Annotated in this window: 24 protein-coding genes and 1 pseudogene; 11 read left to right on the top strand and 14 right to left on the bottom strand. The window is 63.4% G+C overall.

What is annotated here, in order from left to right; all coding sequences use genetic code 11:
* Window positions 1–191 precede the first annotated feature (191 nt).
* Window positions 192–926, bottom strand: coding sequence for an NUDIX hydrolase (locus PZN02_RS13675; protein ID WP_280658518.1), 735 nt, complete (start codon window positions 924–926; stop codon window positions 192–194).
* A 2-nt stretch (window positions 927–928) separates the two neighbouring features.
* A complete protein-coding gene (locus PZN02_RS13670; protein ID WP_280658517.1) occupies window positions 929–2,035 on the bottom strand; it encodes an endonuclease/exonuclease/phosphatase family protein in 1,107 nt (368 codons plus the stop codon).
* Between the two features lie 353 nt (window positions 2,036–2,388).
* Between PZN02_RS13670 and PZN02_RS13665 the strand changes: the two genes are divergently transcribed.
* Entirely contained in the window at window positions 2,389–3,333 is a 945-nt protein-coding gene (locus PZN02_RS13665; RefSeq protein WP_280658516.1) for an IS110 family RNA-guided transposase, read from the top strand.
* Window positions 3,334–3,476: 143 nt separating this feature from the next.
* Here PZN02_RS13665 and PZN02_RS13660 read toward each other — a convergent pair whose 3' ends face one another.
* From PZN02_RS13660 to gfa, 4 genes are all read right to left on the bottom strand, one after another.
* Window positions 3,477–4,181, bottom strand: coding sequence for a hypothetical protein (locus PZN02_RS13660; RefSeq protein WP_280658515.1), 705 nt, complete (start codon window positions 4,179–4,181; stop codon window positions 3,477–3,479).
* A gap of 179 nt (window positions 4,182–4,360) precedes the next feature.
* Window positions 4,361–5,281: a ketopantoate reductase family protein gene (locus PZN02_RS13655; protein ID WP_280658514.1), complete on the bottom strand. Its 921-nt coding sequence runs from the start codon at window positions 5,279–5,281 to the stop codon at window positions 4,361–4,363.
* 232 nt (window positions 5,282–5,513) lie between these two features.
* Window positions 5,514–6,293 (bottom strand): SDR family NAD(P)-dependent oxidoreductase, encoded by a 780-nt coding sequence (locus tag PZN02_RS13650; RefSeq protein WP_425336243.1) that lies wholly within the window; start codon window positions 6,291–6,293, stop codon window positions 5,514–5,516.
* Between the two features lie 118 nt (window positions 6,294–6,411).
* Entirely contained in the window at window positions 6,412–6,987 is a 576-nt protein-coding gene (gfa, locus tag PZN02_RS13645) for an S-(hydroxymethyl)glutathione synthase (protein ID WP_280658512.1), read from the bottom strand.
* Window positions 6,988–7,298: 311 nt separating this feature from the next.
* Between gfa and PZN02_RS13640 the strand changes: the two genes are divergently transcribed.
* Window positions 7,299–8,036: an adenylate/guanylate cyclase domain-containing protein gene (locus tag PZN02_RS13640; RefSeq protein WP_280658511.1), complete on the top strand. Its 738-nt coding sequence runs from the start codon at window positions 7,299–7,301 to the stop codon at window positions 8,034–8,036.
* 3 nt (window positions 8,037–8,039) lie between these two features.
* Here PZN02_RS13640 and PZN02_RS13635 read toward each other — a convergent pair whose 3' ends face one another.
* Complete coding sequence (locus PZN02_RS13635; protein WP_280658510.1) at window positions 8,040–8,591, bottom strand: GNAT family N-acetyltransferase; 552 nt, start codon at window positions 8,589–8,591, stop codon at window positions 8,040–8,042.
* A 245-nt stretch (window positions 8,592–8,836) separates the two neighbouring features.
* Between PZN02_RS13635 and PZN02_RS13630 the strand changes: the two genes are divergently transcribed.
* The 5 genes and pseudogenes from PZN02_RS13630 to PZN02_RS13610 all read left to right on the top strand — a co-directional run bounded on the left by PZN02_RS13630 (window position 8,837) and on the right by PZN02_RS13610 (window position 14,640).
* On the top strand, window positions 8,837–9,481 hold the full coding sequence (locus PZN02_RS13630) for a lysophospholipid acyltransferase family protein (protein WP_280658509.1): 645 nt from the start codon (window positions 8,837–8,839) through the stop codon (window positions 9,479–9,481).
* A complete protein-coding gene (locus PZN02_RS13625) occupies window positions 9,478–10,428 on the top strand; it encodes a phosphatidate cytidylyltransferase (RefSeq protein ID WP_280658508.1) in 951 nt (316 codons plus the stop codon). Before PZN02_RS13630 ends, PZN02_RS13625 begins: the two co-directional genes overlap by 4 nt.
* Window positions 10,425–10,797 (top strand): annotated as a pseudogene (locus PZN02_RS13620) (hypothetical protein). The gene PZN02_RS13625 and the pseudogene PZN02_RS13620 overlap by 4 nt, the downstream one beginning before the upstream one ends.
* Window positions 10,794–11,444 carry a CDP-alcohol phosphatidyltransferase family protein gene (locus PZN02_RS13615; RefSeq protein WP_280658507.1) on the top strand — a complete coding sequence of 217 codons (651 nt, stop codon included), beginning with the start codon at window positions 10,794–10,796 and terminating at the stop codon, window positions 11,442–11,444. The pseudogene PZN02_RS13620 and the gene PZN02_RS13615 overlap by 4 nt, the downstream one beginning before the upstream one ends.
* A 988-nt stretch (window positions 11,445–12,432) precedes the next feature.
* Window positions 12,433–14,640 (top strand): adenylate/guanylate cyclase domain-containing protein, encoded by a 2,208-nt coding sequence (locus tag PZN02_RS13610; protein WP_280658506.1) that lies wholly within the window; start codon window positions 12,433–12,435, stop codon window positions 14,638–14,640.
* A gap of 62 nt (window positions 14,641–14,702) precedes the next feature.
* On the opposite strand, the gene PZN02_RS13605 is transcribed toward PZN02_RS13610, so the two are convergent.
* Both PZN02_RS13605 and PZN02_RS13600 read right to left on the bottom strand, forming a co-directional pair.
* Window positions 14,703–15,035 (bottom strand): hypothetical protein, encoded by a 333-nt coding sequence (locus tag PZN02_RS13605; protein ID WP_280658505.1) that lies wholly within the window; start codon window positions 15,033–15,035, stop codon window positions 14,703–14,705.
* A 6-nt stretch (window positions 15,036–15,041) separates the two neighbouring features.
* Complete coding sequence (locus PZN02_RS13600; RefSeq protein WP_280658504.1) at window positions 15,042–15,839, bottom strand: DUF899 domain-containing protein; 798 nt, start codon at window positions 15,837–15,839, stop codon at window positions 15,042–15,044.
* 116 nt (window positions 15,840–15,955) lie between these two features.
* Between PZN02_RS13600 and PZN02_RS13595 the strand changes: the two genes are divergently transcribed.
* The 3 genes from PZN02_RS13595 (at window position 15,956) to PZN02_RS13585 (ending at window position 19,423) form a co-directional block, all read left to right on the top strand.
* Window positions 15,956–17,176: a helix-turn-helix domain-containing protein gene (locus tag PZN02_RS13595; protein ID WP_280658503.1), complete on the top strand. Its 1,221-nt coding sequence runs from the start codon at window positions 15,956–15,958 to the stop codon at window positions 17,174–17,176.
* Window positions 17,177–17,373: 197 nt separating this feature from the next.
* Window positions 17,374–18,006: a Vgb family protein gene (locus tag PZN02_RS13590; RefSeq protein ID WP_280658502.1), complete on the top strand. Its 633-nt coding sequence runs from the start codon at window positions 17,374–17,376 to the stop codon at window positions 18,004–18,006.
* A gap of 181 nt (window positions 18,007–18,187) precedes the next feature.
* The gene (locus PZN02_RS13585; protein ID WP_280658501.1) at window positions 18,188–19,423 is read left to right on the top strand and encodes an MFS transporter; all 1,236 of its coding nucleotides are present in this window, start codon (window positions 18,188–18,190) and stop codon (window positions 19,421–19,423) included.
* 54 nt (window positions 19,424–19,477) lie between these two features.
* Here PZN02_RS13585 and PZN02_RS13580 read toward each other — a convergent pair whose 3' ends face one another.
* From PZN02_RS13580 to PZN02_RS13560, 5 genes are all read right to left on the bottom strand, one after another.
* A complete protein-coding gene (locus tag PZN02_RS13580; RefSeq protein ID WP_280658500.1) occupies window positions 19,478–20,014 on the bottom strand; it encodes a YHS domain-containing (seleno)protein in 537 nt (178 codons plus the stop codon).
* A gap of 37 nt (window positions 20,015–20,051) precedes the next feature.
* Window positions 20,052–20,654, bottom strand: a complete 603-nt coding sequence (locus PZN02_RS13575) for an ankyrin repeat domain-containing protein (protein WP_280658499.1) — start codon at window positions 20,652–20,654, stop codon at window positions 20,052–20,054.
* Between the two features lie 149 nt (window positions 20,655–20,803).
* Window positions 20,804–22,546: a TRAP transporter large permease gene (locus PZN02_RS13570; RefSeq protein ID WP_280658498.1), complete on the bottom strand. Its 1,743-nt coding sequence runs from the start codon at window positions 22,544–22,546 to the stop codon at window positions 20,804–20,806.
* The gene (locus PZN02_RS13565; protein WP_280658497.1) at window positions 22,543–23,232 is read right to left on the bottom strand and encodes a TRAP transporter small permease subunit; all 690 of its coding nucleotides are present in this window, start codon (window positions 23,230–23,232) and stop codon (window positions 22,543–22,545) included. The genes PZN02_RS13570 and PZN02_RS13565 overlap by 4 nt, the downstream gene beginning before the upstream one ends.
* 53 nt (window positions 23,233–23,285) lie before the next feature.
* A complete protein-coding gene (locus PZN02_RS13560) occupies window positions 23,286–24,428 on the bottom strand; it encodes a TRAP transporter substrate-binding protein (protein WP_280658496.1) in 1,143 nt (380 codons plus the stop codon).
* Between the two features lie 185 nt (window positions 24,429–24,613).
* Here PZN02_RS13560 and PZN02_RS13555 point away from each other — a divergent pair, with 185 nt between their 5' ends.
* Window positions 24,614–25,948 (top strand): PQQ-dependent sugar dehydrogenase, encoded by a 1,335-nt coding sequence (locus PZN02_RS13555; protein ID WP_280658495.1) that lies wholly within the window; start codon window positions 24,614–24,616, stop codon window positions 25,946–25,948.
* Window positions 25,949–26,041: the final 93 nt, after the last annotated feature.

Raw genomic sequence — 26,041 nt, 5'->3', positions numbered from 1 at the left:
AAGACTCTTCTGCGGCGCGCCTCGTTTCTGAATATAAAGGAATTGCAGCCTTTATACTTTGAGCGCCGTACGCTTTATCCACCGGACGGGAGACGGTTGCTGAGAAGATGTCAAGATAGTTCCGCGGTCTACATCGCAGCGCGTCATATCAGTAGCGCAAATGACGCTGTTGCACTTTAAATTGCTGCAGCTTACCGCTTCCTCGCAAAGAGCCATTCGAGGATCGGCGGGATGAAATCCGGATAGTTGTGCGCTTCAGGATCCGGCCCGCGGATCGCCACCGCCTCGTCGATTTCCGGATGTGGATCGGTCACGACATGCTCGGCGACCCGGGAAACGATTTCGTCGGCCGTAGCCGCCAGCCGGTGGATCCGGAATACGGTGAGCGTGCCGTTCATGTGCACCGCCTGGTAGCCGGGCTCCGCTGTAGCCTCGGAGAGCTCGATGCCGGTCTCCTCCCTGACCTCGCGCGCAATATTGCCGTCGAGATCGCAGCGCCCGTCGATAATATCCTCGGGCTCCAGCGAGCCGCCGGGGCTGTAGACGCGCCCCGGATTGGCCGTGTGGCTGCCCATGCGGATGGCGATCATCGCGCCGTCCGACGAAAGCAGCAGCGGCATGCCGAAGATATGCAAGGCTTCGGGCGCCCGGCTCCTGCGCCACCAGAGAAAGGTGGAATAGGGAACGACGTGGCCGCTCGCGGCAATGCGCCCCTCCTCGATGCGGATCGCCCGCTGCAGCACCATATTGCCGTCGAAGAGATGCGGGTTGGCGGCGATCTCATGCTGCCAGCTTTCCCGCGCCCGCTCCACCTCGGCCACATGGAACGGATGCGGCTCCGGCGAAACATCGATCCGGACTGCCGAAATCGGGAAGATCGTGCCCTCGGCGGGCCATTCGGGGCGGTTGCTTTGAAGAAGGCTCATGATCAGATATCCAGCGTCATCACGACCGGGCAATGGTCGGAGGCCTTCGGCCGGTCCCAGCCGATGCGCGGGTAGCGCTCCACCTGCTGCCCGTCCGGAAAGATCGTGCGAAACGGCTGACCGGCGCGGATGATCTCCGGCACCCGGGTCGCATTGCGGCTGGCGAGCGCCGGCGAGAGCCAGATATAGTCGAGCTGGCAGAGATGCCGCTCCGCCGGCCCGCGGCTGTGGAACAGTGTCCAGCGGTCGAGCACCGGGCGGCGCAGCATCGGGTTTTCGGCGAAGCCGTCCATGGTGAAAACGTCGAGCGCGCTTGTCTCCTCCTCGCTCGGCACGAATTCGTAGCCATTGCGCCGGTCGCCGCGGATCTCCACCTTCTCCTGGTAGTCGTTCATGTCGCCGCAGATCGCAAACGCCTTGTCGGCGGTGCGGCCCCGCCCGAAGCGGCTTTCGATGATGTAGCGCACGGCCTTGGCTTCGGCGATGCGGAGCGGCATCGTCGCCTGCCGGCCGTCGAGCCCCTCGCGCGCCGGTCCCATCGACTTGAAGTGCACGACATAAAGCGACAGCGGCCGGCCGCCGATCCTCAAGTCCAACTCCAGGCAGTCGCGCTTGAAGATGCGGTCGCCCGGCCGGTTGGTTTGCGCCAGCTCGTCGTTGAAAAAGTCGAGGTCGGCATAGGTGAGCCCCGCATGACTCTTGACGTCCAGGCACTCGATCGGCTGACCGTCGCGCGTCTCCTCGCGCATCAGCACGGCGACATCGATGCCGCGTGAATCATTGCCCTCGATCAGGTATTTCTGCCGGTAGCCGTTGCCGGCCATGCGGAAGAGATAGCCGTATTCGAAGGCCTGGAGCGCCGCCATGTTGTCGGACTCCTGCAGGCAGAGGATATCCGCGTCGCAATCGGCAATCGCCAGCGCCGACATCTGCCGCGTGTCGTCCGTATGCGCGATCGTTCGCGCCTCCTCCAGCCGCTGATACTCAGCTTCGCTCCTAACGTCGAAAAGCCTCAACACGCGATCCTGTTTCAACTGGTTGCGAAAGCCGGAAAAATCGAAGCGGCTCATGAGGTTTTCGATATTGAAGGTGGCAAGGCGAAGCGACATCAGGCAATCCCGGTGTGAATTGCCGCGGAGCTTACTGCATGATTCCGCAAATCGGAATCGATTTGAGGACAAAATCATGCAGCGATTCTAAGTGCCACAGCGACCGTTGCGCGTCCGATCACAGTAGACGACAGTAGCCAGCTTCTACCTCGTTGGTGCGGTAACGCATCTCCTCTTGCCCTTGTATCTTTCAGTTGCCTGCCGGAACGCGATCGGCGAGGTTGAAGGCGGCGGTCGGCCCGACACGCCCTGGGGCTTCGAAGCCCGTGAATGAGCCTGGTGCGGCCGCCGTTTTCGCAGTCCCAAACCCGAACAGCCGCTTGGGCACGCGCCCGCATTCACAAGGATGGGTCATGGACGAACCGCTCGCCGTCTTCGTCGGCATCGATGTTTCCAAGGATCGCCTCGACGTCCATCTGCGGCCGTCGGGCGAGGCATTCTTCGTTTCCCGCGACGGCAAGGGGCTGGACGAGCTTGTCGCTCGCCTCGCCGCTCTGCCCGTTGCGCTCGTCGTGCTCGAGGCAACCGGCGGCTTCGAAGTCACCGTCGCCGCCGCGCTCGCCGGTGCCGGGCTGCCGCTGTGTGTCGTCAACCCGCGCCAGATCCGCGACTTCGCCCGCGCGACCGGCCGGCTGGCCAAGACCGATGCGCTCGACGCCGAGGCGATCGCGCTGTTTGCCGAACGCATTCGGCCCGAGGTCAGGTCGTTGCCGGGGCCGGAGATCGCTCACTTCGCCGAGCTGGTGGCCAGGCGCCGCCAGATCGTCGAGATGATCGGCATGGAGGCCAATCGCCGCCGGCGCGCCGCCGACAAGCGTCTCGCCAAGAAGCTCGATCGTCATATCGCCTTTCTCGCGAAGGAGCTCGCCGAGCTCGATCGCGACATCGGTGATGGCATCAAGGGCTCGCCAGTCTGGCGCGAAAAGGAGGCACTTTTGAAGTCGGTGCCCGGCATCGGCGACGTCACCGCTCGCACCCTGATCGCCGAGATCCCCGAACTCGGCAGCATTGGCCGGCAGCAGCTCGCCGCCCTCGTTGGTGTCGCTCCCATCAACCGCGACTCCGGGTTGATGCGCGGCCGCAGGACCATCGCCGGCGGACGAACCGCCGTGCGCAACGTGCTCTACATGGCCGCACTCGTCGCCATCCGCCACAACCCGATCTTCAAGCGCTTCTACGACCGCCTGACCGAGCGCGGCCGGCCCAAGAAAGTCGCTATCGTCGCCGTCATGCGCAAGCTGCTCACCGTCCTCAACGCCATCCTCAGGGACCAAAAGCCATGGCAGCAAAACGCTTGACGACCAAGACAGCCGCTCATTCCTGTGCTCGTCACAGGAATGAGGGCAAAAAAAGCATCCGCGAAACCAATTGGGCTACTGTCGTGTACTGTGGTGTCCGATTGGACGCGCGGCGCTGTAGGGAGCCCGCTCGCAGCACAACCCTAATCGAGCCAGCCGAACTTCCTGAGCCAGGTCGCGTTCCATTCCATCAGCGCGTCCTGCGCCTCTTCATAGTAACGTGAGGCGACCTCATGATCTCGCGTCGCCCATCGCAGCTGATCATCTTCCGCCTCTTCGAGCCCACGAACCGCCTGCTCGTAGGCATCCTGCGCCTCCTCCAGATCCTCCTCGAGATAGCGGGATGAACTGTAGCCCGTGATATCAGCGATGTTGTGCAGGATCAGGTTACCCGATGTCTTGTAGCCGACGAAGATTTCACCTTCTGCAAAGCGGTCGCGATTGCCCCTGATCGTCATGGTGACCGCGTTGGCAATCGCTTCTTCCAGCAGCATTCCCGGCTGGTTCGCCTGCTGATCCATGATCCTTGCAGCGAAGGCCTCGCGATTGGACTCGATCACCTTCTTCAGCGTCTCCTTGATTGTCGGATCGCTGGACTTGAACTTGTCGGAGTCGATGAATTTCATCGCGATCGAGACGAGTGAATCCTGCTTCGCGGCGAGATCCAGCAGCGCGCTGTTGACGGCTGCGACTGCCTGCGTCTGAGCGGCGCTCGGCTCGCTCGAGACCTTGTTTGCCGCTTCGAGCAGTGGATCAGCTGCGCTCGGCGGCTTGTCGTCCGCAACTCTGCTTTGCTGCAGAATCATCAGGGCTGCGGTGTTGTCAGAGACGGACGATACTGAGGTCATAGCCTGTTCCCTGGGGTAGTCCGCGCTCATGCGGACGGTTCCCATTCTGCGAAACCGGCGTTCATGCAGGCATGGTTCCAGTGCACGCAACCCTAGATTGCTCTGGTTAACAAAGTCTGAAGTGCGCTCGAAACTGCGACGCCATCGCTACGGCACCCTCTTGAAACGAAAAAAGCGTGCTACCCCTCCGGCGCGCCGTTCGCGTAAAGATGAAGCGCGCGGTAGACCGCCGTGTGCGCCGGGGTCGGCACGCCGAGTTCCTGTCCGAGCGCGTGCATTCGGCCCGACAGCCATTCGAGTTCGAGCCGCCTGCCGCGCTGAAGGTCGTTGGCCATGGAGGATTGCGTTTCCGGCGGCACCATCTGCCAGAGCGACGTGGCCTGCTGCACATAGCCTTCCGGCATCGGGTGGCCCTTGGCCGCGGCGATCGCCATGCCCTCGTCGCGCAATTGCTCCATGAACTTGCGCCCCTCCGGGTCGGCGATGATCGCCCCGATGCCGGAGCGCATCAGGCTGGTGCCGCCGGAAAAGGCGGCGAGGGTCACGAACTTCATCCACAGCACCGGCTCGACATCGTCGACCACCTGGAGGGAGATCCCCTCGGCCCGCGCGCAGGCCTCGCGGAAGGCGGCGATCATCAGGTCGCTGCGCCCGCCGACCGTCATCTGCGTCATCCCGCTCGTCTGCTTGATCAGACCCGGCTCTTCCAGATAGGTGGAAATGTAGATGGCGCCGGCCACGACCTGCGAGCTTGGTACGGAACGCGCGAGGATGTCGACCCCATCGACGCCGTTCTGCAACGTCAGGACGGTCGTCTTCGGCCCGACCATCGGCACAATCGCGGCCGCCGCTTCCTCGCCGTCGTAGAGCTTGACCGCGAAGATTACCAGATCGACCACGCCGACCTCGGCAGGATCGTCGGTGGCGGTGACATTCGCCAGGCTGGCATTGCCGAGCGGGCTTTCGAGCCTGAGCCCCCGGCTGCGCATCACATACAGGTGCTCGCCGCGCGCGATGAAAGTGACGTCTTCGCCCGCTTTCGCGAGCCTGAGGCCGATATAGCCCCCGATACCGCCCGAGCCCATCACCGCGATCCGCATGGCTTTCCCTCCCCGCGTTCACTGCATGTTTCCTTAGACCGCGAGCGGATTAAGGATAAAAACACGCAGCAATTCAAAGTGCTGCAGCGTCCTTTGCGCGTCTAATAAGACGCGCGGCGCTGCAGCCCGCGCAGGATATCAGCTTCGCCATGCCAAATCACGCCTCGGCGGCGTATCAGTAACCACTCGCCGAGCGTAGCTGCTCCTCGATCTTCGAGAGGTTGAGCGAGCCTCAAGCGACCGACCAGCCGCCGTCGACGAGCAGGTTCAGACCCGTGATCAGCGAAGCGGCCGGCGAGGCCAGGAAGACGACGGCGCCGACGACGTCGTCCGTATCGCCGATCCGGCCGAGCGGAATGTGGCCGAGCGTGCGCTCGTAAAAGTCCTTGTCGGAAAGCGCCGGCTTTGTCCCGTCGGTCCAGATGAAGGTCGGCGAGACGGTGTTGACGGTGATGCCGTAGCGCGCCCACTCGGCGGCCAGGCACCGGGAGAGATGGTTGATCGCCGCCTTGCTCATGCAATAGATCGCCTCGCCGCGCAGCGTCACGGTGCCCGCCTGCGAGCTGATGCTGATGATGCGGCCCGCCTTCTGCGCGATCATCTCCCGGCCGACCGCCTGTGTCATCAGGAACGTGCCCTTGACGTTGACGTTGAGGATCTCGTCGAGATCGGCCTCTACGACGTCCTCGGCGAGGTTGCCGGGCGCGACGCCGACATTGTTGACGAGCACGTCGATCCTCTCAAACATCGCGATTGCCTCGGCGACCGAGGCCTCGATGTCGGCGCGGTTCGAAAGATCGAGCTGGACGGGAAGGACTTTCCGTCCCATCTCCCGGATGTCGCCGATCAATTCCGCGGACGCCGCGATGTCGCGCAGGCCAAGCACGATGTCCGAGCCGGCAGCCGCGCAGGCCAGCGCGCAGGCGCGACCGATCCCGCGTGAGGCGCCCGTCACAAAGGTCACCTTGCCTTTGAGGCTGAAATCCGGCGCATGCTTGAGTTCGTTTGCCACGGTCGCCCTCCTCCCGTTGGTTGCTCGCACAGCCATCAGTGAAGCCGACGGGAGCGATTTCCGCGCCGGCCTCACCCGGGTGCGCCGAGGTCGATCCTACCCGATCCGCTCCCGTCGTTCACTGTCTCAGCACGCCGCTCTTCTTCGCAACCCAGGTGGAGACAGCGTCCATCAGTTCCGGCGACAGGCAGTCATACGGCTCCAGCCCGATCCGCCTCAGGTGATTGCGCACGCCGTTCATCTTCGCGGGGTCGATGCCGCTTTCGATGATCGAGGAGACGAAGGCGGCAAAGCCCGGCTCCGGCCAGCCACTCTCCTCGAACCGTTCGGGATGGATGAAGTCGAGCCCCTGGAAGGCGTGCTCGCGCTCCACCGGCCCGTACATGTGCACGCCGCATTCCTTGCAGGCGTGCCGCCGGATGAGCGCGGTCGGATCGACGATTTCGAGCTTGTCGCCGTTTTCGACAACCGTGATGCTGTCATGCGGCGCAACCGCGACGATCGAGAACGCCGCCCCCTTCGGCTTCCAGCATTTGGTGCAGCCGCAGGCGTGATTATGGGCGATCCCGCCGTTGACTCGGACCCTGACGGGACGGTCCTTGCAGGCGCAGACCAGCGTTCCACCGCTGAAGGTGGCGCTGCCCTTGGCCATGCCGGCGTCGAGATAAGGGTGTAGTGCAACAGGAATTTCCATGCTTTCCTCCCTTAGTTTTTGTCTCGCCGGGCGCTCCCCCTCCCGGCGGCAACCTCATGTTTCATTCTCCCTCCGGAATATACCACCGCGCCCGCAAGATTGTCTCCGGCCGCGGGGACCACGCATGGCAGCCTGGATGCCTCGCGGACGCATCCGTGAGGATTTCACCGTCCTCGCACAACCGTCGCTTCGAGAACGGCGGCAGGACCAAAACCGAAAGCCGCTTCAATTCGCGCCTCGCTTCCGCGGAGCATTGGCGGCGTACCCAAATGTGCTAGGATCGCAGAGCGACAGGAAACGGGCGGGGCGAGATGTCGTTTTCTCAATCGAGGATTTGCAAGGGCTGCTGGGAGCAGATGCGTCTTCCTGTGCCTTTGCGCGGACCGGCTTCCATTCCCTTCCGCGCCTTTGGCATTCGCCCGAGCCGGATGAATCCGAACACCTGCACGATTTGCGAGCTCATGTTCACGCGCGTGATGAAAGCCCGCAAGATCACTGTCGATGTGTCTGTGCTTTTTGCGGATCTGCGAGGCTATACGACGCTTTCGCAGTCGCATTCGGCAGATGCCGTCTCGTCGCTACTGGATGATTTCTACGATGAATGTGCCACAGCCATTTGGGAATTCGACGGCCTTCTTAACAAGACGGTCGGGGACGCGGTCATGGCGATATTCAACTTTCCGATCCCCCGCGAGGACCACGCCGAACGTGCTGTCCTCGCCGCGAGGGAGATCCAGCGCCGCTGCCAATTGCGTCGTGAACGTCATTTGGCGGAGGGTGTCGGCTTGCGCGGAACTGAACTCGGCGTTGGTATCGGCATCGACTCCGGCGAGGCCAGCTTCGGAGAATTCGGCCGATCGCATCGCGACCTGACTGCGATTGGTACGGTTGTGAATACCGCCGCTCGCGCCCAGTCAGCCGCTGAAGCGGGGCGGATTCTCGTCACCAGGGCCGTTTGTGAGCGGGCGAAGAGCCAAACGGCCGAAAGCGAAGGCCGTGAATACCGCCTGAAAGGCTTCGATAAGCCGATTGAGCTTTACACAGTCTGAGCATCAGCCCCGGTCGGTACGTGTGCCGCGTACGATTTGCGCCATATCGTCCCAGACAAAAGCGACCTGCGTATAGAGTTCGTTGCCCAACTCGATGCTTGGCGCTTCTACTTCGCGACCGCCCATCGCACGATAGAAATGGCGGTTCGGATTTACAGACAAGGCCGTTAGGAACAACCCATTGCGTCTCGAAGCCATAAGTTCATCGGCTACGCCTCGAAATAAGTCGCGGCCAATTCCCCGTCGTTCAAATCCTGGCTTCAGGTAGATGGCGTATAACTCATTTTCAGCCAGGAAGCCTGAGTGACGGCTGGGGCCGCCTGACGCGAATCCGACAACGCCAGCACCCTCTGTGATCGCAACACGATAGACAACGTTGGCAGTTGAGAACATTCGGGCGTGACGGTTGGCTTGGTGTTGCTCCGACATCGACCTAAGAAACTGGCGTGAGATCAGCCGATCAAAAGTATGCCGCCACGACAGGACTACGATCTCTCCAATGGCGGCTATGTCGCCAGATTGCGCTGGACGTATTTCGATTCCTATCTGTGCCATATCGCTCCCATTCTGTCGGATGAAGATGAGAGCGGCAAGCGGCCGCATTGGGCCGCGAAGCCGCCGGCTGGGATGTTTTTTCCTCGTCCTTATCACTTCCGTCCCTTCTTCTTGGTTGCATGCGCAATCCTCGGCGGGCCCCGTCGCAACCCTCCGCTTTGCACCAAACAAGGCATCTTCCCAGCCGCAACGGCCGTGCTACAGTCTGCGTTAGCGTCATGGGGCTGACGGGGGGTTGAATCCGGATGAAGGCTTTGGTTGCGAAGGTCGCTGCGGCTGCCTTCGTTCTGTTTGCCCGCGCGATAACCGCGGTTCGCGCCATCTGGCCGGAAGAGGGATTGCCGGCCAGGCCCTGTGTTTATTTCGCCAATCATTCGAGCCACGGCGATTTCGTCCTCGTCTGGGCCGTGCTGCCGCCAAGGCTGCGCCACCGGACCCGCCCGGTGGCAGGCGCCGAATACTGGCTGAAATCGCATACCAACGCCTTCATCGGGCGCGACGTCTTCAACGCAGTGCTGATCGAGCGTGACCGGGAGAAGCGGACTGAGGATCCGATTGCCCTGATGGTCTCGGCCGTTGATGCCGGCTCGTCGCTGATCCTATTTCCCGAGGGCACCCGAAACCAGACCGAGGACCGACTGCTCCCCTTCAAGAGCGGCATTTTCCATCTGGTCGATCAGCGCCCAGAGCTCGATCTCGTGCCGGTGTGGATCAACAATTTGAACCGCGTCATGCCCAAGGGCGAGATCGTGCCGATCCCGCTGATCTGCACCGTCACCTTCGGCAGCGCGCTCCGCATTGCGCCCGGCGAAGACAAGGAAGCATTTCTCGAACGGATGCGAGCCGCCCTCCTGGCGCTTGCTCCGAAACCGGCAGGGAGCGGCGAATGACTGCGGCAGGCTCCGATCTCGTAACCCTCGTCCTCGGCATCTTAGGCGTGCTGATCGTTGCCTCCGCGGTCGGCTACATGCTCGAGCGGCGTCTCGCGACCGACGGACCAAACGCGGCGGTCGAAAACCTCAACGCCCGTATCCGGGCCTGGTGGGCGATGGTCATCCTGATCGGCCTCGCCTTCATCGCCGGCCGGATCGGTGTCCTCGTTCTCTTCGCCTTCTGCTCCTTTGCGGCGCTGAGGGAATTCATCACGCTCATCTACACCCGGCGCGCCGACCATTGGGCGCTCGCCTCGGCCTTCTTCCTCGTCCTGCCGATCCAGTATTACCTGCTTTGGGCCGAGGAATACGGCATCTTCTCGATTTTCATTCCGGTCTACGCCTTCCTTCTGATGCCGATCATCTCGGTGCTCCGGGGCGATACCGAGCGCTTCCTGCTTCGCGTCGCCGAAGTGCAATGGGCCCTGATGATCTGCGTCTTCTGCGTCTCGCATGTGCCGGCGCTGCTGACCCTCGACATACCTGGCTATGAAGGGCGCAACGTGCTGCTGATCGCCTTCCTGGTGATCGTCGTGCAACTGAGCGATGTGCTGCAATATGTCTGGGGCAAGCTCTTCGGCCGCACCAAGATCGCCGCGAACCTCTCTCCGTCGAAGACGGTCGAGGGCTTTGTCGGCGGCGTTGCCAGCGCCACGCTGATCGGCGCCGCCCTGTGGTGGATAACCCCGTTCACGCCGCTCCAGGCAGGCCTCTTGTCGTTCATCATCACCCTCATGGGCTTCCTCGGGGGGCTGGTGATGTCGGCGATCAAGCGCGATCGCGGCGTCAAGGATTGGGGTCATCTGATCGAAGGTCACGGCGGGCTGATCGACAGGCTGGATTCCGTCGTCTTCTCGGCGCCGATCTTCTTCCACCTTGTGCGCTACTGGTGGTCGCTCTCATGAGTTCCTTGAGGGGCTGGGCGCGCAGCAGCACCGTGCATGTGCTCTTCGCCTTTCTGGCCATGGGCGGCTGGGCGGTATCCCATGCCACAGCCGCTCATTTCCGGGCTCCTGCAAGGCGCGCTGTCGGCCGGCCTCACGCTCTTCCTCAAGTCCGTGATCGACGGTCTTTCGAAGCGCTTCAGCAGACTTGCGCGTTTCTGGGCGCCGCCGCTGATCGCCTGCCTCGGCTCGGCAACCCTGCTCGTATCGCTCCACGCCCTCGGTGGAACGCCCGAATTACTCCAAACCGTTGCAGTCCCGCTCTTGGTCTCGACGACCTACGCGTGGACCTATGCCTATTCGATTTCCAGGAAAAGAGGCGAACCATGACCGAGACAGGCGATCGCCGGCCGCTTGCAAGCCGCAACACCCGCTGGGCCGGCGCGATCGCCCGATGGATGGCGGCGCGGGCAATCACGCCCAACCAGATCTCGCAAGCGAGCATGGTGGCGGCGGCTCTCGCCGGCGGCGCGTTCTTCCTGGCGGGACAGAACATGGGCGCGGCGCGGATCGTGTGCCTGCTTTCGGCCGCCCTGTTCTGCCAACTCCGGCTGCTCTGCAACCTCTTCGACGGGATGGTCGCCGTCGAGGGCGGCAAGGGCGAACCGGATGGCTCCTTCTGGAACGAATTTCCGGATCGCGTCGCCGACCTCCTCATATTCACGGGGCTCGGCTATGGCATCGGCACGCCGGGCCTCGGCTGGGCGGCCGGCGCCTTCGCCGTGCTCACCGCCTATGTCCGCGAGCTTGGCCGCGCCACCGGAAACCCGAGCGATTTTTCCGGACCGATGGCCAAGCAGCATCGCATGGCAACCGTCACCGCCGCCGCGGCTATCTCCCTCTTCGAGCCCCTGTGGCAAGGCCACAACGAAGTGCTGACGATCGCCCTCTGGGTGGTCGCCCTCGGTGCGGCACTGACGGCGTTCCGCCGCGGATGGACGTTGGTCGGGCGGCTGAAAGGATCCGGCTTGCACTGATGCAGCAATTCAAAGTGCTACAGCGACCTTTGCGCGTCCGATTGGACGCGCGGCGCTGTAAGCTCGCCTTTCACCTTCTGGGTACGATGCGTCGCATTTGCGTCGCTGTGAGCCATCGCTGGCCCCCTTTCGAAATCGGTTGTACCGCGGCGCCACGCACAAGTCGTACACGTGAAAGACGCCTGTAACGATTTGAATTTACGCACGATCTCGTCCCGTTCCATCCCGGCTCAGGAGGCCATGCAACAGGCTCAACGTTTCGGATTTTGGACTGGTCCCGGAGCGACCGTCACCACGGGGAAGACAAATCGATTTTCGTTACAGATCGCCCTTAAAAGTTACTGGACCGGGGCGTGGGATTTGGCAAATATGAGCACGCAAATCCGTGAGAATTCTTTTCTAAGAATTCATTTCAGTAGCCATTTAGATCAGAGCTCGCTACTGGCAGTGGGCTCTGATTGGGAGTGAGAACTCGCAGGAATGGCGGCGGTTCCCGAGGGGGGGATTACAAGCGGATTGGCCCGAAGTCATCGTCGGGCGGGCACGGCGTTTTCTGGCAATGGATGAGCGCCAGCAAGTTGGCAGGCATTTCGTCGCGAACTACCATCAGAGCCCGTTCCAGCGGAACGGGCTCTGATTTTGTGTTTCGGTGCGCCGTCCCCCGGGAACCAAAGATCGGGCGAAACGCAACCTCAACGACGGCGCGCCCGTTGTCCGACGACGTCCACGGGTCCCGCCCGCAGCGCACCCGGCACGCGCAAAGGCCGCGCCCCGCCGCCGCAATGGCGTCGGAGAAGCACCTGCTGTAAGCTGTCGCAAAAGTTGGGGGCCGGTTCCGGCTCACGTCCCTTTCTGACCTTTGCGGCCGCCGCGCGACTTCCTGACGTGCGGCGGTCTTTGTGGCACGTGAATGGTGGCATGAATTATCATGCCGAGGAAGCCGACCGAGTACACGCACTGCGGGAAAGCCGCGCATGGAAGACCGGGCATGGAGCGCCGTCTCGCAGCCATCCTGATTGCCGATGTCGTCGGTTACAGCCGTTTGAGCCGGATCGACGAGGAGGACACGCGCATCCGCTTCCAGGCGGATTTTGCCGAAGTCTTCGAGCCGCAGATCGCCGAGCATCACGGGCGCCTTGTCAAGACCATGGGCGACGGCCTGCTCGTCGAGTTCCACAGCGTCGTCGATGCGCTTCGCTGCGCTGTGGAGGTGCAGCGGCAGATGGCCCGGCGCAACGCCGGCATACCGCCGGAGCGGCGGCTCGATTTCCGCATCGGCGTCAACCTTGGCGACGTCATCGTCGAGGGCGACGATATCCACGGTGACGGGGTCAACATCGCCGCCCGCCTGGAACCGCTCGCCGAACCGGGCGGCATCGCGATTTCCGGCTCTGCCTACGACCAACTGAGGACGAAGCTTGCCGTCGGCTTCGTCTCGCTCGGCGAGCAGAAGGTGAAGAACATCCCGGAGCCGGTGCGCGTCTATCGCGTCGTGCTCGACCCGGCGGCGGCCGGCAAGACGGTCGCCGCACCCAGGCGCCGCAGCACCTGGCTCGTTGGCGCCGTGAGCGGTGCGACCGTGCTTGCCGGGGCCACTCTCTGGTGGCAGCCCTGGACGCTGTTCTGGCCTGAGCCCCCTCCCCAGCGCATCGCCTATCCGCTGCCGGACAAGCCTTCGGTCGCCGTGCTGCCCTTCATCAACGTCAGCGGCGACGAAACGCAGGACCATCTGGCGCAGGGTCTCACCGACGATCTGATCACCGAACTCTCGAAGCTCTCCGGTCTCTTCGTCATCGCCCGTCATTCCGTCCTCGCCGTGCGCGGTTCGGAGGCGACGATCCAGGACGTCGCCTCCGAACTCGGCGTCCACTACGTGCTCGAAGGCTCGTTGCAGCGGGCGGATACGCGGCTGCGCATCAACGTCAAGCTGATCGACGCGACGACCGGTCTTTCGCTCTGGGCCGAGCGCTACGATCGCCAGTACCGCGATATCTTCGCCGTCCAGGACGATGTCATCGGCAAGATCACCTCAGCCCTCGAAGTCAAGCTCAGCCAAGGGGAGCAAGATCAACTCGCCCGCATACCGACCGACAACCTGGAGGCCTACGACAATTATCTCCGGGCGGAGCAGGAAGGGCTGATCTACAGCGACGTCAACACCTATCGCCGCACGCTCTCCTTCTACCAGAAGGCGATCGACCTCGACCCGCGTTTCGCCGACGCCCATGCCGGCATCGCCCGCGTCGCCGTCGATGTCTGGCGCAACGATTACAACTATCTCTGGTCCGCGGCGGTCGCCCGCAAGATCGCCTATGACGCCGCCGGCGAGGCGCTGAAGCTCGACCCCAACAATGCCCGTGCCCGAACCGTACTTGCCCTCTTGCAGCTCGTCGACGGCCGCGCCACCGAGGCGCTCGATTCCGCCAATCGTGCGGTCGAGGCCCAGCCGAGCGACGCGGAGGCCTATGGCAATCTGGCGCTGATCCTGGCGCATACCGGCAACCACCAACGGGCGATCGGAGAAATGCAGCGGGCATTGCGGCTCGACCCCTCGCCGCCGCCGAGCTTCCAGCTGCTCGCCGGCATCGTCTTCTACACCGCCCGCGACAACGACCGCGCCATCCCGCTGATCGAAGCGGCTCGCAAAGCGCTGCCCGAGGCCGAGCCCGCCCATGAATATCTCGCCGCAGCCTATGCCCATCGCGGCGACGCCGCGCGTGCGGCCGAGGGGGCCGGAAGGCTGAAGGCGCTCTTCCCGGAGGCGAATTTCACCTATTACAGCTATCTCTACGACTACTGGAACAAGGAGGATCTGGCCTACCATCTCTCCGGCCTGAAAGCGGCAGGCATGCCCGAATGGCCGTTCGGTTTTGCGGGATCAGCCGCCGACCGCCTCGCCGAGACCGATCTCGCCGGCCTCACCGCCGACAAGACCTGGATCGGCAAACACAAGAACGGCACCGAGTTCATCCAGGCTTTCGACCGCGCCGGCAACACCGCCTATCGCACCGCCAACACCAGCATCACCGGCATCGCGGAAATCCGCGGCGACCAGCTCTGCGAAAAGATCGGCGGCTATTTCCTCGACCGCATGGTCTGCGGCTATGTCTACCGCAACACCACCGGCGAGCAGACCGACATGGACTACATCCACGTCACCCCGCAGGCGCTGAAGTTCTTTTCGCTGGAGCGGTGAACACTACTGCATGTTGCCTTGAATCGAGGTCGATTCAAGGAGACACGCAGTAGTTCTACTGCTCAGCCTCCTGCTTTTCGACTTGCGGAGATTGCGGGACCGGGGCGGCGGGCGCCGGATATCAGCCTCAGCCAGGGTGCCGAATGGAAGACACTCATCAGCAGGTACATCGGCACCATTCCGGTCAGAGACGACGCATCCTCGGTGGACGAGCAGAGCATGTCCGCCGGCCCGCTAAGGACGCTGGTCAGCAGCGCCATGATCGCGAAGGTCGGCGCCGCCGCGAAGGATAGCCCGTCGGCGACGCCGAAGGTGGCGGTGTTGCCGCTTGGAACACCGGCCGGTCCGCTGCCTGCGGCCGGCGTCCTCTTCGAGCTGTTGGAGGGGCGCAACATCGGACGTCAGCTCCGGCCATAGGCGTCGCGGTGGCGCCACCAGACACCGTGCTCGTTGCGCCCCAGAGGCGCACGGTCGAGCCATTGGTACATGCCCCAAAGCCCGTCCAGCCCGCGCGCATAGCTGGAATAGGTGTGGTAGACGACGCCGTCGTCGAGCACGAAGGCGCTGACGCCCGGCCTGTCACGCGTATAAGTGGGAACGTCGGTTCCGGTCATCGCCGCGATTTGCGCGACCGGCCCCTCGCTGCCATTGGCCTGCCAATCCTGAACGGTTTTTCCGGCAAGTGGCTCCGGCGCCGGCGGCTCGCGGCGGAAGTTGTATTCGATCGTCCCCTTGCGCTGCTCCTCCTCGGTGAACCAGACGCTGAAGTCACGGTTGAAATCGCCGTCGTTCGAGGAGGCCCAGGGAAAGGTCCACCCCATCCGCTGCTTGAACGCCTGCAGTTTTGCAAGCGGCGCGCGCGAAATCGCCGAAAAGGCGACATCGTGGTTCTCGAGATGGACGACGATCCCGTTGAACCCGTCCGCAATCGAGGAGCAGGACGGGCACCCGGCCTTGTAGTCGGGGCCGAACATGAAGTGGTAGACGAGGAGCTGCGAGCGACCTCTGAACAGGTCTTTGAGCGAGACGTTTCCGTCCTCTGTGTCGAACCTATAGTCCTTTTCGATCCGGACCCAGGGCAACGCCTGACGCCTGAGCGCCAGCTCGTCGCTGCGCCGCGTCAGTTCTTTCTCCTCCTGGAGCAGCTCGAGCCGTGCTGCCAGCCATTCGTCTCGGGTTCCGGTCACATGTGCCGTCATCACTCTTCTCCTTTGGCCATCTGTCGTCGTACCTTCCCGGCGCGACGTGTTGCTTGTTCGTCGTAGGTTAGGAGCGGATTTCGAATGGTGAGAGTGACAAGTGTGACGGGATTCCGATGGACTCGCTGATCACCGCCGCGGCACGCGCGCTTGCGACGGGTGATCCGCTCGGCGCCTTGAAGCGGGTTGCGCTCCGCGACGACCCGCCCGCGCTCGCGCTCCGGGGTATCGCCATGGCGCAGCTCGGCGATCTTGTCCGGGCAAAGGCACTCCTCAAGAGCGCCGCGCGCGCCTTCGGTCGAAAGGAGGCGGTGGCACGCGCCCGCTGCGTCGTCGCGGAAGCCGAAATCGCCCTCGTCTCGCGCGACCTTACCTGGCCCGCGAAGGCGCTCGACGCCGCGCGCGCGACACTGGAAGCGCATGGCGACCGGGTGAATGCCGCGCATGCACTGAACGTCGAGGTTCGGCGCCTGCTCCTGATCGGCCGCCTCGACGAGGCCGAACGTATGCTGGTGGGGTTCGATCCCTCCCCCCTCCCGCCGGCCTTGCGGGCCGCCCATGAACTGGCGGTCGCGGGCATCGCCGCCCGGCGCGTGCAGACGCAGGCCGCGCGCGCGGCGCTCACGCGCGCCGCCGAGGCCGCGCGCGAGGCGGATATCCCGGCGCTGACGGCGGAGGTCGAAAACGCATCGCTGGTGCTGAAGACGCCGGCGGCGCGTCTGATCGCACGGGGCGAGGAACGGCCCCTCCTGCTCGAAGAGGTCGAAGCGCTGCTTTCGTCCGGCGCACTCGTTATCGACGCCTGCCGCAATGTCGTGCGCGACGAGAGGCTGGCGGTCTCGCTCGCGACGCGTCCGATCCTGTTCGCTCTGGCGCGGGCACTCGCCGAGGCCTGGCCGGGAGACGTGCCGAGGAGCACGCTGCTTTCCCGCGCCTTCCGCGCCAAACACGCCGATGAATCCCATCGCGCGCGGCTCCGGGTGGAAATCGGCCGGCTCCGCGCCGAGCTTCGCTCGCTCGCGGACATAAGCGCGACGAAGCAAGGTTTCGCGTTGGCACCGCGCCACGCCCGCGAGGTCGTCGTGCTCGCACCCCCGGTCGAGGAGCGGCACGCGGCGGTGCTCGCCTTCCTTGCCGACGGCGAATCCTGGTCGAGTTCGGCGCTGGCGATCGCGCTTGGCGCGAGCCCGCGCACGGTGCAGCGAGCGCTCGAACAGCTCGCGGCGGCCGGCAAGGTGCAGCCCTTCGGCCGCGGGCCGGCGCGCCGCTGGATGACCCCGCCGCTCACTGGCTTCCCGACAATCTTGTTACTCCCCGGCCCGCTGCCGAGTGACTAAAAGCAATTCCAGGAAAAGTGTGTCACGGTTTTTCCGTTCGGAATTGCGCCACCTAAAAGCAATTCCAGGAAAAGTGCGTAGCGGTTTTCCGTCCGGAATTGCGCCACGTAAAGAGCAATTCCAGGAAAAGTGTGTCACGGTTTCCCGTCCGGAATTGCGTGAGCTAGGCTCCGCGTCGCGAAAATCAGGAGGAAAGCATGAAACGTTCCGCCGCCGAAATTCTTCGTGAATACGGCCCCTTCCCCGAAGCAGACGACGTGCACGGCGTCACCTTCGACGGTCACCACGTCTGGTTCGCCTCCGGCGAAAAGCTGAACGCCGTCGATCCGGAGAGCGGCGAAATCACGCGCTCGATCGAGGTCGCCGCCCACGCGGGAACCGCTTTCGACGGCCAGCACCTGTTCCAGATCGCCGAGGACCGCATCCAGAAAATCGATCCGAAGACCGGCCGCGTGCTCGCGACGATCCCGGCACCGGGCGGCGGCGGTGACTCCGGGCTCGCCTGGGCCGAGGGCACGCTCTGGGTCGGCCAGCACCGGGGACGCAGGATCCACCAGATCGATCCCGAGACCGGCAAGGTTCTCCGCACCATCGAGTCCAACCGCGTCGTCACCGGTGTCACCTGGATCGACGGCGAGCTCTGGCACGGCACCTGGGAGGGCGACGAGGCCGATGTCCGGCGCGTCGATCCCGAAACAGGCGCGGTCCTGGAGCGACTCGACATGCCGCCCGGCGTGGGTGTGTCCGGGCTTGAGTCCGACGGCGCCGATCGCTTCTTCTGCGGCGGTGGACGCGCCGGCAAGATCAGAGCCATCCGGCGGCCAAGGTAAGGTTGCGCGATCTGCCGCCGAACGCGCACCCAGAAGCGACGGCGAGCCGGAGGCGGCATATCGCGCAACGCCAGCTGCGGAATTCTTTTGAGGCATGTCGATTTTCAAGCAACTCGTTCGTCTTTGAGAAGCGCCGCTCATCTGGGGCCTGGCGTCACCAATTTTGCCACGAGGTCTTTCCATGTCGAATGCGCAGATTCAGACACAAAGTCCATATCGCTGGGTAATCGTCGCCGCCGGTGGCCTGTTGGGCTGCATCGCAATCGGCGCCATGTTTTCGCTGCCGGTTTTTCTGCTGCCCATTTCCCGCGATACCGGGTGGTCCGTCACCGGTGTTTCCAGTGCCATGACCATCGGGTTTATCGCCATGGCGCTGGCAAGCATGATCTGGGGCACTCTGTCGGACCGCTGGGGGCCTCGCCTTGTCGTTTCGATCGGCTCGGCTGTCTTGGCCGCAGCCCTCGCCTTGGCGAGCCAAGCGACCTCTCTCATCGAGTTTCAACTCGTTTTCGGACTGGCTGTTGGCGGCGCTACCGCCGCGATCTTTGCCCCGATGATGGCCTGCGTGACCGGCTGGTTCGACACGCATCGCAGCCTTGCCGTGTCTCTTGTGTCGGCCGGTATGGGAATGGCGCCCATGACCATGTCTCCCTTCGCGGCCTGGCTCGTGACCATCTACGATTGGAGAACCTCTCTTCTGATCATCGCCGCCTTTACCGGGGCTGTGATGGTCCCGGTCGCGCTGCTCGTACGCCGCCCGCCCGCTCTCGAAGGCCAAAATGCCGTCGCTTCGCCGGATGGAGAACAGCCCGACATGTCCGTCGGACGGGCGATGAGATCGCCCCAGTTCATCATCCTGTTTCTGACGAACTTCTTCTGTTGCGCCACGCACTCGGGCCCGATCTTCCATACGGTGAGTTACGCGATAAGCTGCGGCATCCCGATGATTGCGGCGGTCTCGATCTACAGCGTGGAAGGGCTGGCAGGCATGGCGGGTCGCGTCGTCTTCGGTCTTTTCGGGGACCGGTTCGGTGCCAAGCGCGTCCTGGTTTCAGGGCTGCTGCTGCAGGCGTTCGGCGCATTGGCGTATTTTTTCGTCCGCGATCTTGGCGCCTTTTATGCCGTGGCGGCGGTGTTCGGCTTTATCTACGCCGGCGTCATGCCGCTTTACGCCGTGATCGCCCGCGAGAATTTTCCCCTGCGCATGATGGGCACCGTCATTGGTGGAACGGCCATGGCGGGCAGCCTGGGCATGGCAACCGGTCCCCTGGCCGGCGGCCTGATCTACGACACCTTCGCCAGCTACGGTTGGCTCTATATCGGCGCCTGGGGCATCGGGATCGGCGCCTTCCTGATCGCCTTGACCTTCAGACCCTTCCCCAAGGCCAAGGCCGAGCCGGCGCCATTGCCAGCGTGAGGATTTTGAACGCCGTCGGCCGCGAACAGGGTGTCGCGGCCGCTTCGCAACGCCTCACTTGGCGCTCGCCTGCCAGTTCGTCTGCAGCTTTTCACTGACCAGCGTCTGCTGCACCTCGGACCAATGCTTCTGTGAATCGACGACCTTGTTCGGGTTCTTTTCGAAGCCGTCGGCCGCACCCGGGTCGTAGCTGATATAGAGCTTGCCGTCGATGATGCGCCACGCCTTCGGGTCGATATTGGTGGTCACCGTCCCGAAGGAGACGCCGTCGGCGCAATAGCCGCCATATTGCGGAGCGTATTTTGAAGGCTCGCGCATGAAGAGGTCGCGATGTTCGGCGCTGGCGAAGTGCCAGTTCGCGCCGAGCCAGCGGTGTGAATATTTCGGCGATCCCTCGACTGCCTTGTTCTCGGTGAAGTAAGCGACTGGGTCATAGCCCTTGATAGCGACGTCGCCGAAATAGCCCGTGTTTACGGGCTCTTCTGCACTCGCGACCCCGCCCAAGGAGAAGAGGATGGTCGCTGCACCGAGCGCGACCGCGATCCGGATCCCGTGTTTGCGATGCCCACTCTTGCCTTGAATGTCCCTCATGACAGTCCTCCGAACTCCGTTCGCTGCGCTGCAGGCGTCATTTCCGCTTGGTACACTCGGTGTAGAGCCATTCGCCGACGAGATCGGCGCCCTGGCAGACGGCACCCGCCTTGAGCAGCAGCCCCGCCGCATCCCAGTGCTCCCGCCACCCCGCCTGGGTCAGAGGCGTGTAGCCGTTTCTTTCCTTCGCTTCGACCACCGCCTGATTGGTGAGCAGAAAAGCCACCACGTCCGCATGGCCCTCTTCGGCTGCCGCATGGAGCGGCGTCATCTTGTAGAAATTCTTGTCGTCGTTGACTGCTGCGCCCTTTTCGACGAGCAGCTTCACGGTGTCGAGGCTTCCGCCATAGGCGGCCGCATGCAGCGCGGTCAGCCCGCCCTTGTTGCGGATCTCGATATCGGTGCCCCGCTCCAGGAGAAGCGTGACGACATCGCTCTTTCCGGCAAGCGCGGCGATCAGCAAAGCGGGCTCGCCGGAGTCGTCCGGTTCCGCCACCTTGGCGCCCTGGTCGATGAGTTCCTTCACCCGTCCGACATCGCCCTCCCTCGCAGCGTCATGCAGCGGCCCCGCCACGGCGGAGGCCGAAAGTAGGAGGCCAAGAACAGGGACGCAAAGAAGATACGAAATGCTCCGCGCCATCTTCGTTCTCCCCATGGGCGGAAAGACGCCAAGTTACCACAAGGGCGTGAGGCGAGGCAAGAATGTGCGGATACGTTGCGGTGCCCACAGCGCCGCGCGTCTTATCAGACGCGCAAAGGACGCTGCAGCACTTTGAATTGCTGCATGTTTTATCCGTAGAGATATTCCGGCAGCCAGAGCGCCATGCCGGGCCAGAGATACATGATGATCATGCAGAGGATGACGATCAGCATGTAAGGCATCATGCCGGCAAAGATCTGGTTCAGGGTGACATGCGGCGGCGAGACGCCTTTCAGGTAGTAGGCCGACATCGCCACCGGCGGCGACAGGAAGGCCGCCTGCAGGTTGACGAAGACAAGCACGCCCCAGAGCACCGGGTCGATGTCGAAGTGCCTCAGCATCGGCAGGAAGATCGGCACGAAGATGATGATGATCTCGGTCCATTCGAGCGGCCAGCCGAGGAGGAAGATGATCGCCTGCGACAGGATCATGAACTGCACGGGCGTGAGATCGAGCGCGAGCACCCATTGCTCGATCAGCGCCTGCCCGCCGAGGATGGCGAAGACGGCGGAGAAGAGCGCCGAGCCGACGAAGAGCCAGCACACCATGGCCGTGGTCTTCGCCGTCAGGAACACCGCCTCCTTGGTCCGTTTCCAGTTGAGCGTGCGCGCCTGGAAGCCGAGCAGGAAAGCGCCGGCTGCACCGACCGCCGCGGATTCAGTCGCAGTCGTGATGCCGAAAAGGATGACGGCGAGCACGACGACGGTGAGGATGCCTAGCGGCAGGACCGAAGAGACGAGCATCTTCATCACCTGGAGCCGCTCCGCGCTCATGTTGCGGTAGTAGCGGGCGAGAACCACGGCGGCGATTGCGGCGGCGATACCGAAGGAGACGTAGAAAGCGGTCGTCGGCCCATTGACGACTGCCGGCCCGGCATCGGCGGCGGGCGCGCCGAGCTGTTCCAGCCCCTCCGGCGCTTCCGCCTCGGCGGAGGCCTGCGGATGGATGACGACATACCACCACACGAGCGCGAGCGTGAAGGCGGTCAGCGAGAAGGGCACGAGGGCCGCGCCGAAATTCCTGACGAGCCGCCAATAGGTAACCCGCCCCTCGGCCGTCTCGAGCGCCATCGCCTTCGACGGCGAGACCAGGGCACGGAAGAGCCCGGCCAGCATGTTTGGCGAGTAGGCTGCCTGAAGGCTGCCCATCCAGGAGGCGACCGGAACCCGTGTCTGTTCCTCGGGCAAGGACGGCGCGATCTTCGGATTGATCGCCGCCCAGCCGAGAATATAGGCGAGATAGAGGAACGACAGGAAGAAGCCCGGCAACATCGTGGCGGCATAGAGCTTGACCACCGATTGCCCCGCGACCGCCGCATAGACGATGATCATCACCGAGGGCGGGATGAGGATGCCGAGCGTGCCGCCCGCGGTGATCACGCCGGAGGCGAGCTTGACGTCGTAGCCCGCCCGCAGCATCGGGTTCATGGCGATAACCCCCATCAGCACCACGACTGCACCGACGAGGCCACTGGCGATTCCCCAGAAGGTGCAGACGATCAGCGTCGCGACGGCCAGCGACGCCGGCACCCGCCGGAAAGAAAGCTGGATGCTATGGAACATCTTGTCGACGAGCGCGCCGCGCTCCATCACGTAACCCATCAGCACGAAGAGGGGGATCGAGATCAGGACGTCGTTGGTCATCGCCCCGTAGGTGCGCTGGACCATCAGGTCGAAGACGCGATTGTCGATCCAGTGCTCGGCCGGATTGTAGAATGCGTAGAAGCCGAAGAGCATGCCGAGGCCCATCAGCGTGAAGGCGGTCGGGAAGCCCATGATGATCACGACGATGATCAGCACCAGCATCGTCATTCCAAGGAACGGATCGCTCACGGTTCGACCTCTCCCCCCATGCCCCGTTGCCGGGCCGCCTTTTCGATGTTCTGCGCCCGCTCGATCGCCGCCTTGCGCGCTTCCTCGTCAACATATTCGCTGTCGGCGAGCTGCTCGGCGACCACGTCGATCTCCTCGACGTCGCGCAGGCGGCTTGGCCATTCCCCGGTTCTGAGACACACGATGCAGCGAGCGATCTCGGCGATCCCCTGCACCATCACGAGCGCGCCTGCTATCGGGATGATCGTCTTGAAATAATAGATCGGCGGCCCTTCCGCCGTCACCGTCGAATGCTCGCCGATCCGCCACGAAAGCGCCGCGTAGTCATAGCCCGCGTAAACGAGGGCTGCGATGCCGGGCAGGAAGAAGAGGATGTAGAGCACGAGATCGAGCCCGGCCTGTATTCGCGGCCTGAGCGAGCTATAGAGAAAATCGCCGCGCACGTGGGCATTTTGCGCCAGCCCGTAGGCTCCGGCCAGCATGAACAGCGTGCCGTAGAACATGTTGCTGGCGTCGAAGATCCACGCGGTCGGCATGTTCATGATGTAGCGCTTGAAGACCTCGACGCAGACAAGCGTCATCAGGCCGATGATGAGCCACGCTGCGGCCTTCCCGACCCACACGCTAATTGCATCGATCCTGAGCAGAAAATGCTGAACGTTCACGCGTGCCCCCCGATGGCGCATACCTGATCAGCAGCATCACCGGGTCGCTGCCCGGTGATGCCTGAACTTACGGGTCAGAACTCCTTCGCCACGCCGTCCTGTCCGAAGTAGTGATCGAACGCCAGCCGACGGCCGACGACGGTGTCCTGCTCCCACCGCGTTGCCCGCTCGGCAAAGGCGATCTGGGAGAGTATGATCTCCTTGAATATCGGGTTTTCCGCAGCCTTCTTCTTCACGACCTCGTCGTAGATCTCCAATTGTTTCTTGAGGATGGCGTCCGGCGTTTTGTAGAACTTGACCTTGTCGGTCGTCTGCATCTCCACATAGTCTTTCGAATAGCGGTCGATCGCCTTCCAGTGCATGTCCTGCGATGCCGCCTCGACCGCATTGGTGATGATGGCCTTCATCTGATCAGGCAGGGCATCGAACTTCGTCTTGTTGAACATGATCTCGAACTGCTCGGCATTCTGGTGATAGCTCTGCAGCATGCAGATCTTCGAGACATCCGGGAAACCGAGGACCCGGTCGGACGAGGCATTGTTGAACTCGGCCGCGTCGAGCAGGCCGCGGTCCAGCGCCGCGACGATTTCGCCGCCCGGCAGCGCGTTGACCGCCGCGCCGAGACCGGTGAACACATCAATGGAAATGCCGACGGTGCGGAACTTCAGGCCCTGAAGATCCTCGGCCTTGGCCACCGGCTCCTTGAACCAGCCGAGCGGCTGCGTCGGCATTGGCCCATAGAGGAACGAGACGACATTGGCGCCGATCGATTCATAGAGCTTTGCGAGCAGTTCCTTGCCGCCACCGTATTTGTGCCAGGCAAGCAGCATGTTGGCATCCATGGCGAAGCCCGGCCCCGAGCCCCACAGCGCCAGCGCCGTTTGTTTGCCGTAGTGGTAGACGACAACGCCGTGGCCGCCGTCGAGCGTCCCTTCCGAGACGGCATCGAGCAGGCCGAAGGCCGGCACCACGGCCCCCGCCGGCAACACCTCGATCTTGAGGTCTCCGCCGGTCATGTCGTTGACCTTCTTGGCGAAATCGAGCGCAAATTCGTGAAAGATGTCCTTCGAAGGCCAGGTGCTCTGCCAGCGCATGTTCACTGGCCCCTGTGCCTTGACGATGCTTGGTGCAGCGACCATCGCCGCCCCGGCCATTGCTGCGCCGCCAAGGAATTTGCGACGCGACGTCCTCCCCCCAAACTGGGTTCTACGCTTCATCTTTTCCTCCCGAAAACATAGGCTTTTTTCGCCTAAGCGTTAAAGAATACTCCTCTCTGCCGCCCCAAGCAAAGATTGCAGGGAACGATGGTCGGACGCCCGTGTTAGGAGCGCACAAGAAATAATCTGGAGCGGATCTAAGTCTTGTGTAGGGGCACGAGGCATTTCCGCTCGAAGGATGCGAGATGAAGACCGGTTCGCTTGGAATTGTCGCTATCGTCCTCACCGGTGCGCTCGCCGCGGCTTGCGCCAGCGTTTCGGCACAAGGGCGTGCGGAGCAAAGCGGCGGCTATGGCCCCGATCCGAAGCTGCCGGCGCCCAGCCGCACGCTGATCCCGACGGTCAACATCGCCGAAGCGAAGGGCTGGCCTGAGGGCGCTAGGCCGAAGGCGGCAAAGGGGTTGCAGGTGAACGCGTTTGCAAGCGGCCTCGATCATCCCCGCTGGCTCCATGTGCTGCCGAACGGCGACGTGCTGGTTGCCGAAAGCAATGCACCCGCCAAGCATGACGAAGGCTTCAGCATCAAGAAGGTCTTCACGGATCAGGCACAGAAGCGCGCCGGCGCCGCCACCGAGAGCGCCAACCGCATCACACTCTTGCGTGACACCAACGGCGATGGTGTCGCCGATCAGCGCAGTGCTTTCATCGAGGGTCTCAACTCCCCCTTCGGCATGACACTTTCCAGAGGCAGGCTCTACGTCGCGAACACCGATGCCCTCGTCGCCTTCCCCTATGCCGAAGGCGAGACCCGAATGACGGCAGCGCCCGAGAAGATCGTCGATTTGCCCGCGGGAGACCTCAACCATCACTGGACCAAGGACGTGATCGCCAGCCGCGACGGCCGCAAGCTCTACGTCACCGTCGGATCCAACAGCAATGTCGGCGAAAACGGCATCGAGGCGGAGCAAAACCGCGCCGCCGTTCTGGAGGTCGATCTCGCCAGCCGCCGCACGCGCGTCTTTGCCTCTGGCCTCAGGAACCCGAACGGGCTTTCCTGGAATCCAGACGACGGCAGGCTCTGGGTCGCCGTCAACGAGCGTGACGAGCTCGGCGACGACCTCGTGCCGGACTACATGACCTCCGTACGCGATGGCGGCTTCTACGGCTGGCCCTACAGCTATTTCGGCCAGAACGTCGACGAGCGCGTCAAGCCGCCGCGCCCGGACCTCGTCGAGAAGGCGATCAAGCCCGACTACGCGCTCGGCGCCCACACTGCCTCGCTGGGGCTGACATTCGCCAACGGCGCGCGGCTCGGGCCGGATTACGGCAACGGCGCCTTCATCGGCCAGCACGGCTCGTGGAACCGCAGCGTGCGCAGCGGCTACAAGGTGATCTTTGTGCCCTTCCGCGACGGCAAACCCGCCGGCCAGCCGAAGGACGTCCTGACCGGCTTCATCGACAAGGACGACAAGGCCTTGGGGCGCCCGGTCGGCGTGGCGATCGACAAGAAAGGCGCCTTGCTGGTGGCCGACGATGTCGGCAATGCGGTCTGGCGCGTGACGGCGGCAAACGGGCGCTAACGGGTTTAACACGTAAGACGCAGCCGTGAATTCTGTCATCCGACGGACGGCGACGCGCCGCGGTTCTAATTGATCCTGCGACCTTCATCGGGC

Source organism: Sinorhizobium garamanticum, assembly GCF_029892065.1.
GTDB lineage: Bacteria > Pseudomonadota > Alphaproteobacteria > Rhizobiales > Rhizobiaceae > Sinorhizobium > Sinorhizobium garamanticum.
This window is presented reverse-complemented; position numbering and strand designations above follow the sequence as displayed.

What these genes read in the sequence shown, in the direction of transcription:
- PZN02_RS13675 (WP_280658518.1), bottom strand. Translation starts at nt 926, where the DNA reads ATGAGCCTTCTTCAAAGCAACCGCCCCGAATGGCCCGCCGAGGGCACG.
- PZN02_RS13670 (WP_280658517.1), bottom strand. Translation starts at nt 2,035, where the DNA reads ATGTCGCTTCGCCTTGCCACCTTCAATATCGAAAACCTCATGAGCCGC.
- PZN02_RS13665 (WP_280658516.1), top strand. Translation starts at nt 2,389, where the DNA reads ATGGACGAACCGCTCGCCGTCTTCGTCGGCATCGATGTTTCCAAGGAT.
- PZN02_RS13660 (WP_280658515.1), bottom strand. Translation starts at nt 4,181, where the DNA reads ATGACCTCAGTATCGTCCGTCTCTGACAACACCGCAGCCCTGATGATT.
- PZN02_RS13655 (WP_280658514.1), bottom strand. Translation starts at nt 5,281, where the DNA reads ATGCGGATCGCGGTGATGGGCTCGGGCGGTATCGGGGGCTATATCGGC.
- gfa (WP_280658512.1), bottom strand. Translation starts at nt 6,987, where the DNA reads ATGGAAATTCCTGTTGCACTACACCCTTATCTCGACGCCGGCATGGCC.
- PZN02_RS13640 (WP_280658511.1), top strand. Translation starts at nt 7,299, where the DNA reads ATGTCGTTTTCTCAATCGAGGATTTGCAAGGGCTGCTGGGAGCAGATG.
- PZN02_RS13635 (WP_280658510.1), bottom strand. Translation starts at nt 8,591, where the DNA reads ATGGCACAGATAGGAATCGAAATACGTCCAGCGCAATCTGGCGACATA.
- PZN02_RS13630 (WP_280658509.1), top strand. Translation starts at nt 8,837, where the DNA reads ATGAAGGCTTTGGTTGCGAAGGTCGCTGCGGCTGCCTTCGTTCTGTTT.
- PZN02_RS13625 (WP_280658508.1), top strand. Translation starts at nt 9,478, where the DNA reads ATGACTGCGGCAGGCTCCGATCTCGTAACCCTCGTCCTCGGCATCTTA.
- PZN02_RS13615 (WP_280658507.1), top strand. Translation starts at nt 10,794, where the DNA reads ATGACCGAGACAGGCGATCGCCGGCCGCTTGCAAGCCGCAACACCCGC.
- PZN02_RS13610 (WP_280658506.1), top strand. Translation starts at nt 12,433, where the DNA reads ATGGAGCGCCGTCTCGCAGCCATCCTGATTGCCGATGTCGTCGGTTAC.
- PZN02_RS13605 (WP_280658505.1), bottom strand. Translation starts at nt 15,035, where the DNA reads ATGTTGCGCCCCTCCAACAGCTCGAAGAGGACGCCGGCCGCAGGCAGC.
- PZN02_RS13600 (WP_280658504.1), bottom strand. Translation starts at nt 15,839, where the DNA reads ATGACGGCACATGTGACCGGAACCCGAGACGAATGGCTGGCAGCACGG.
- PZN02_RS13595 (WP_280658503.1), top strand. Translation starts at nt 15,956, where the DNA reads ATGGACTCGCTGATCACCGCCGCGGCACGCGCGCTTGCGACGGGTGAT.
- PZN02_RS13590 (WP_280658502.1), top strand. Translation starts at nt 17,374, where the DNA reads ATGAAACGTTCCGCCGCCGAAATTCTTCGTGAATACGGCCCCTTCCCC.
- PZN02_RS13585 (WP_280658501.1), top strand. Translation starts at nt 18,188, where the DNA reads ATGTCGAATGCGCAGATTCAGACACAAAGTCCATATCGCTGGGTAATC.
- PZN02_RS13580 (WP_280658500.1), bottom strand. Translation starts at nt 20,014, where the DNA reads ATGAGGGACATTCAAGGCAAGAGTGGGCATCGCAAACACGGGATCCGG.
- PZN02_RS13575 (WP_280658499.1), bottom strand. Translation starts at nt 20,654, where the DNA reads ATGGCGCGGAGCATTTCGTATCTTCTTTGCGTCCCTGTTCTTGGCCTC.
- PZN02_RS13565 (WP_280658497.1), bottom strand. Translation starts at nt 23,232, where the DNA reads ATGCGCCATCGGGGGGCACGCGTGAACGTTCAGCATTTTCTGCTCAGG.
- PZN02_RS13560 (WP_280658496.1), bottom strand. Translation starts at nt 24,428, where the DNA reads ATGAAGCGTAGAACCCAGTTTGGGGGGAGGACGTCGCGTCGCAAATTC.
- PZN02_RS13555 (WP_280658495.1), top strand. Translation starts at nt 24,614, where the DNA reads ATGAAGACCGGTTCGCTTGGAATTGTCGCTATCGTCCTCACCGGTGCG.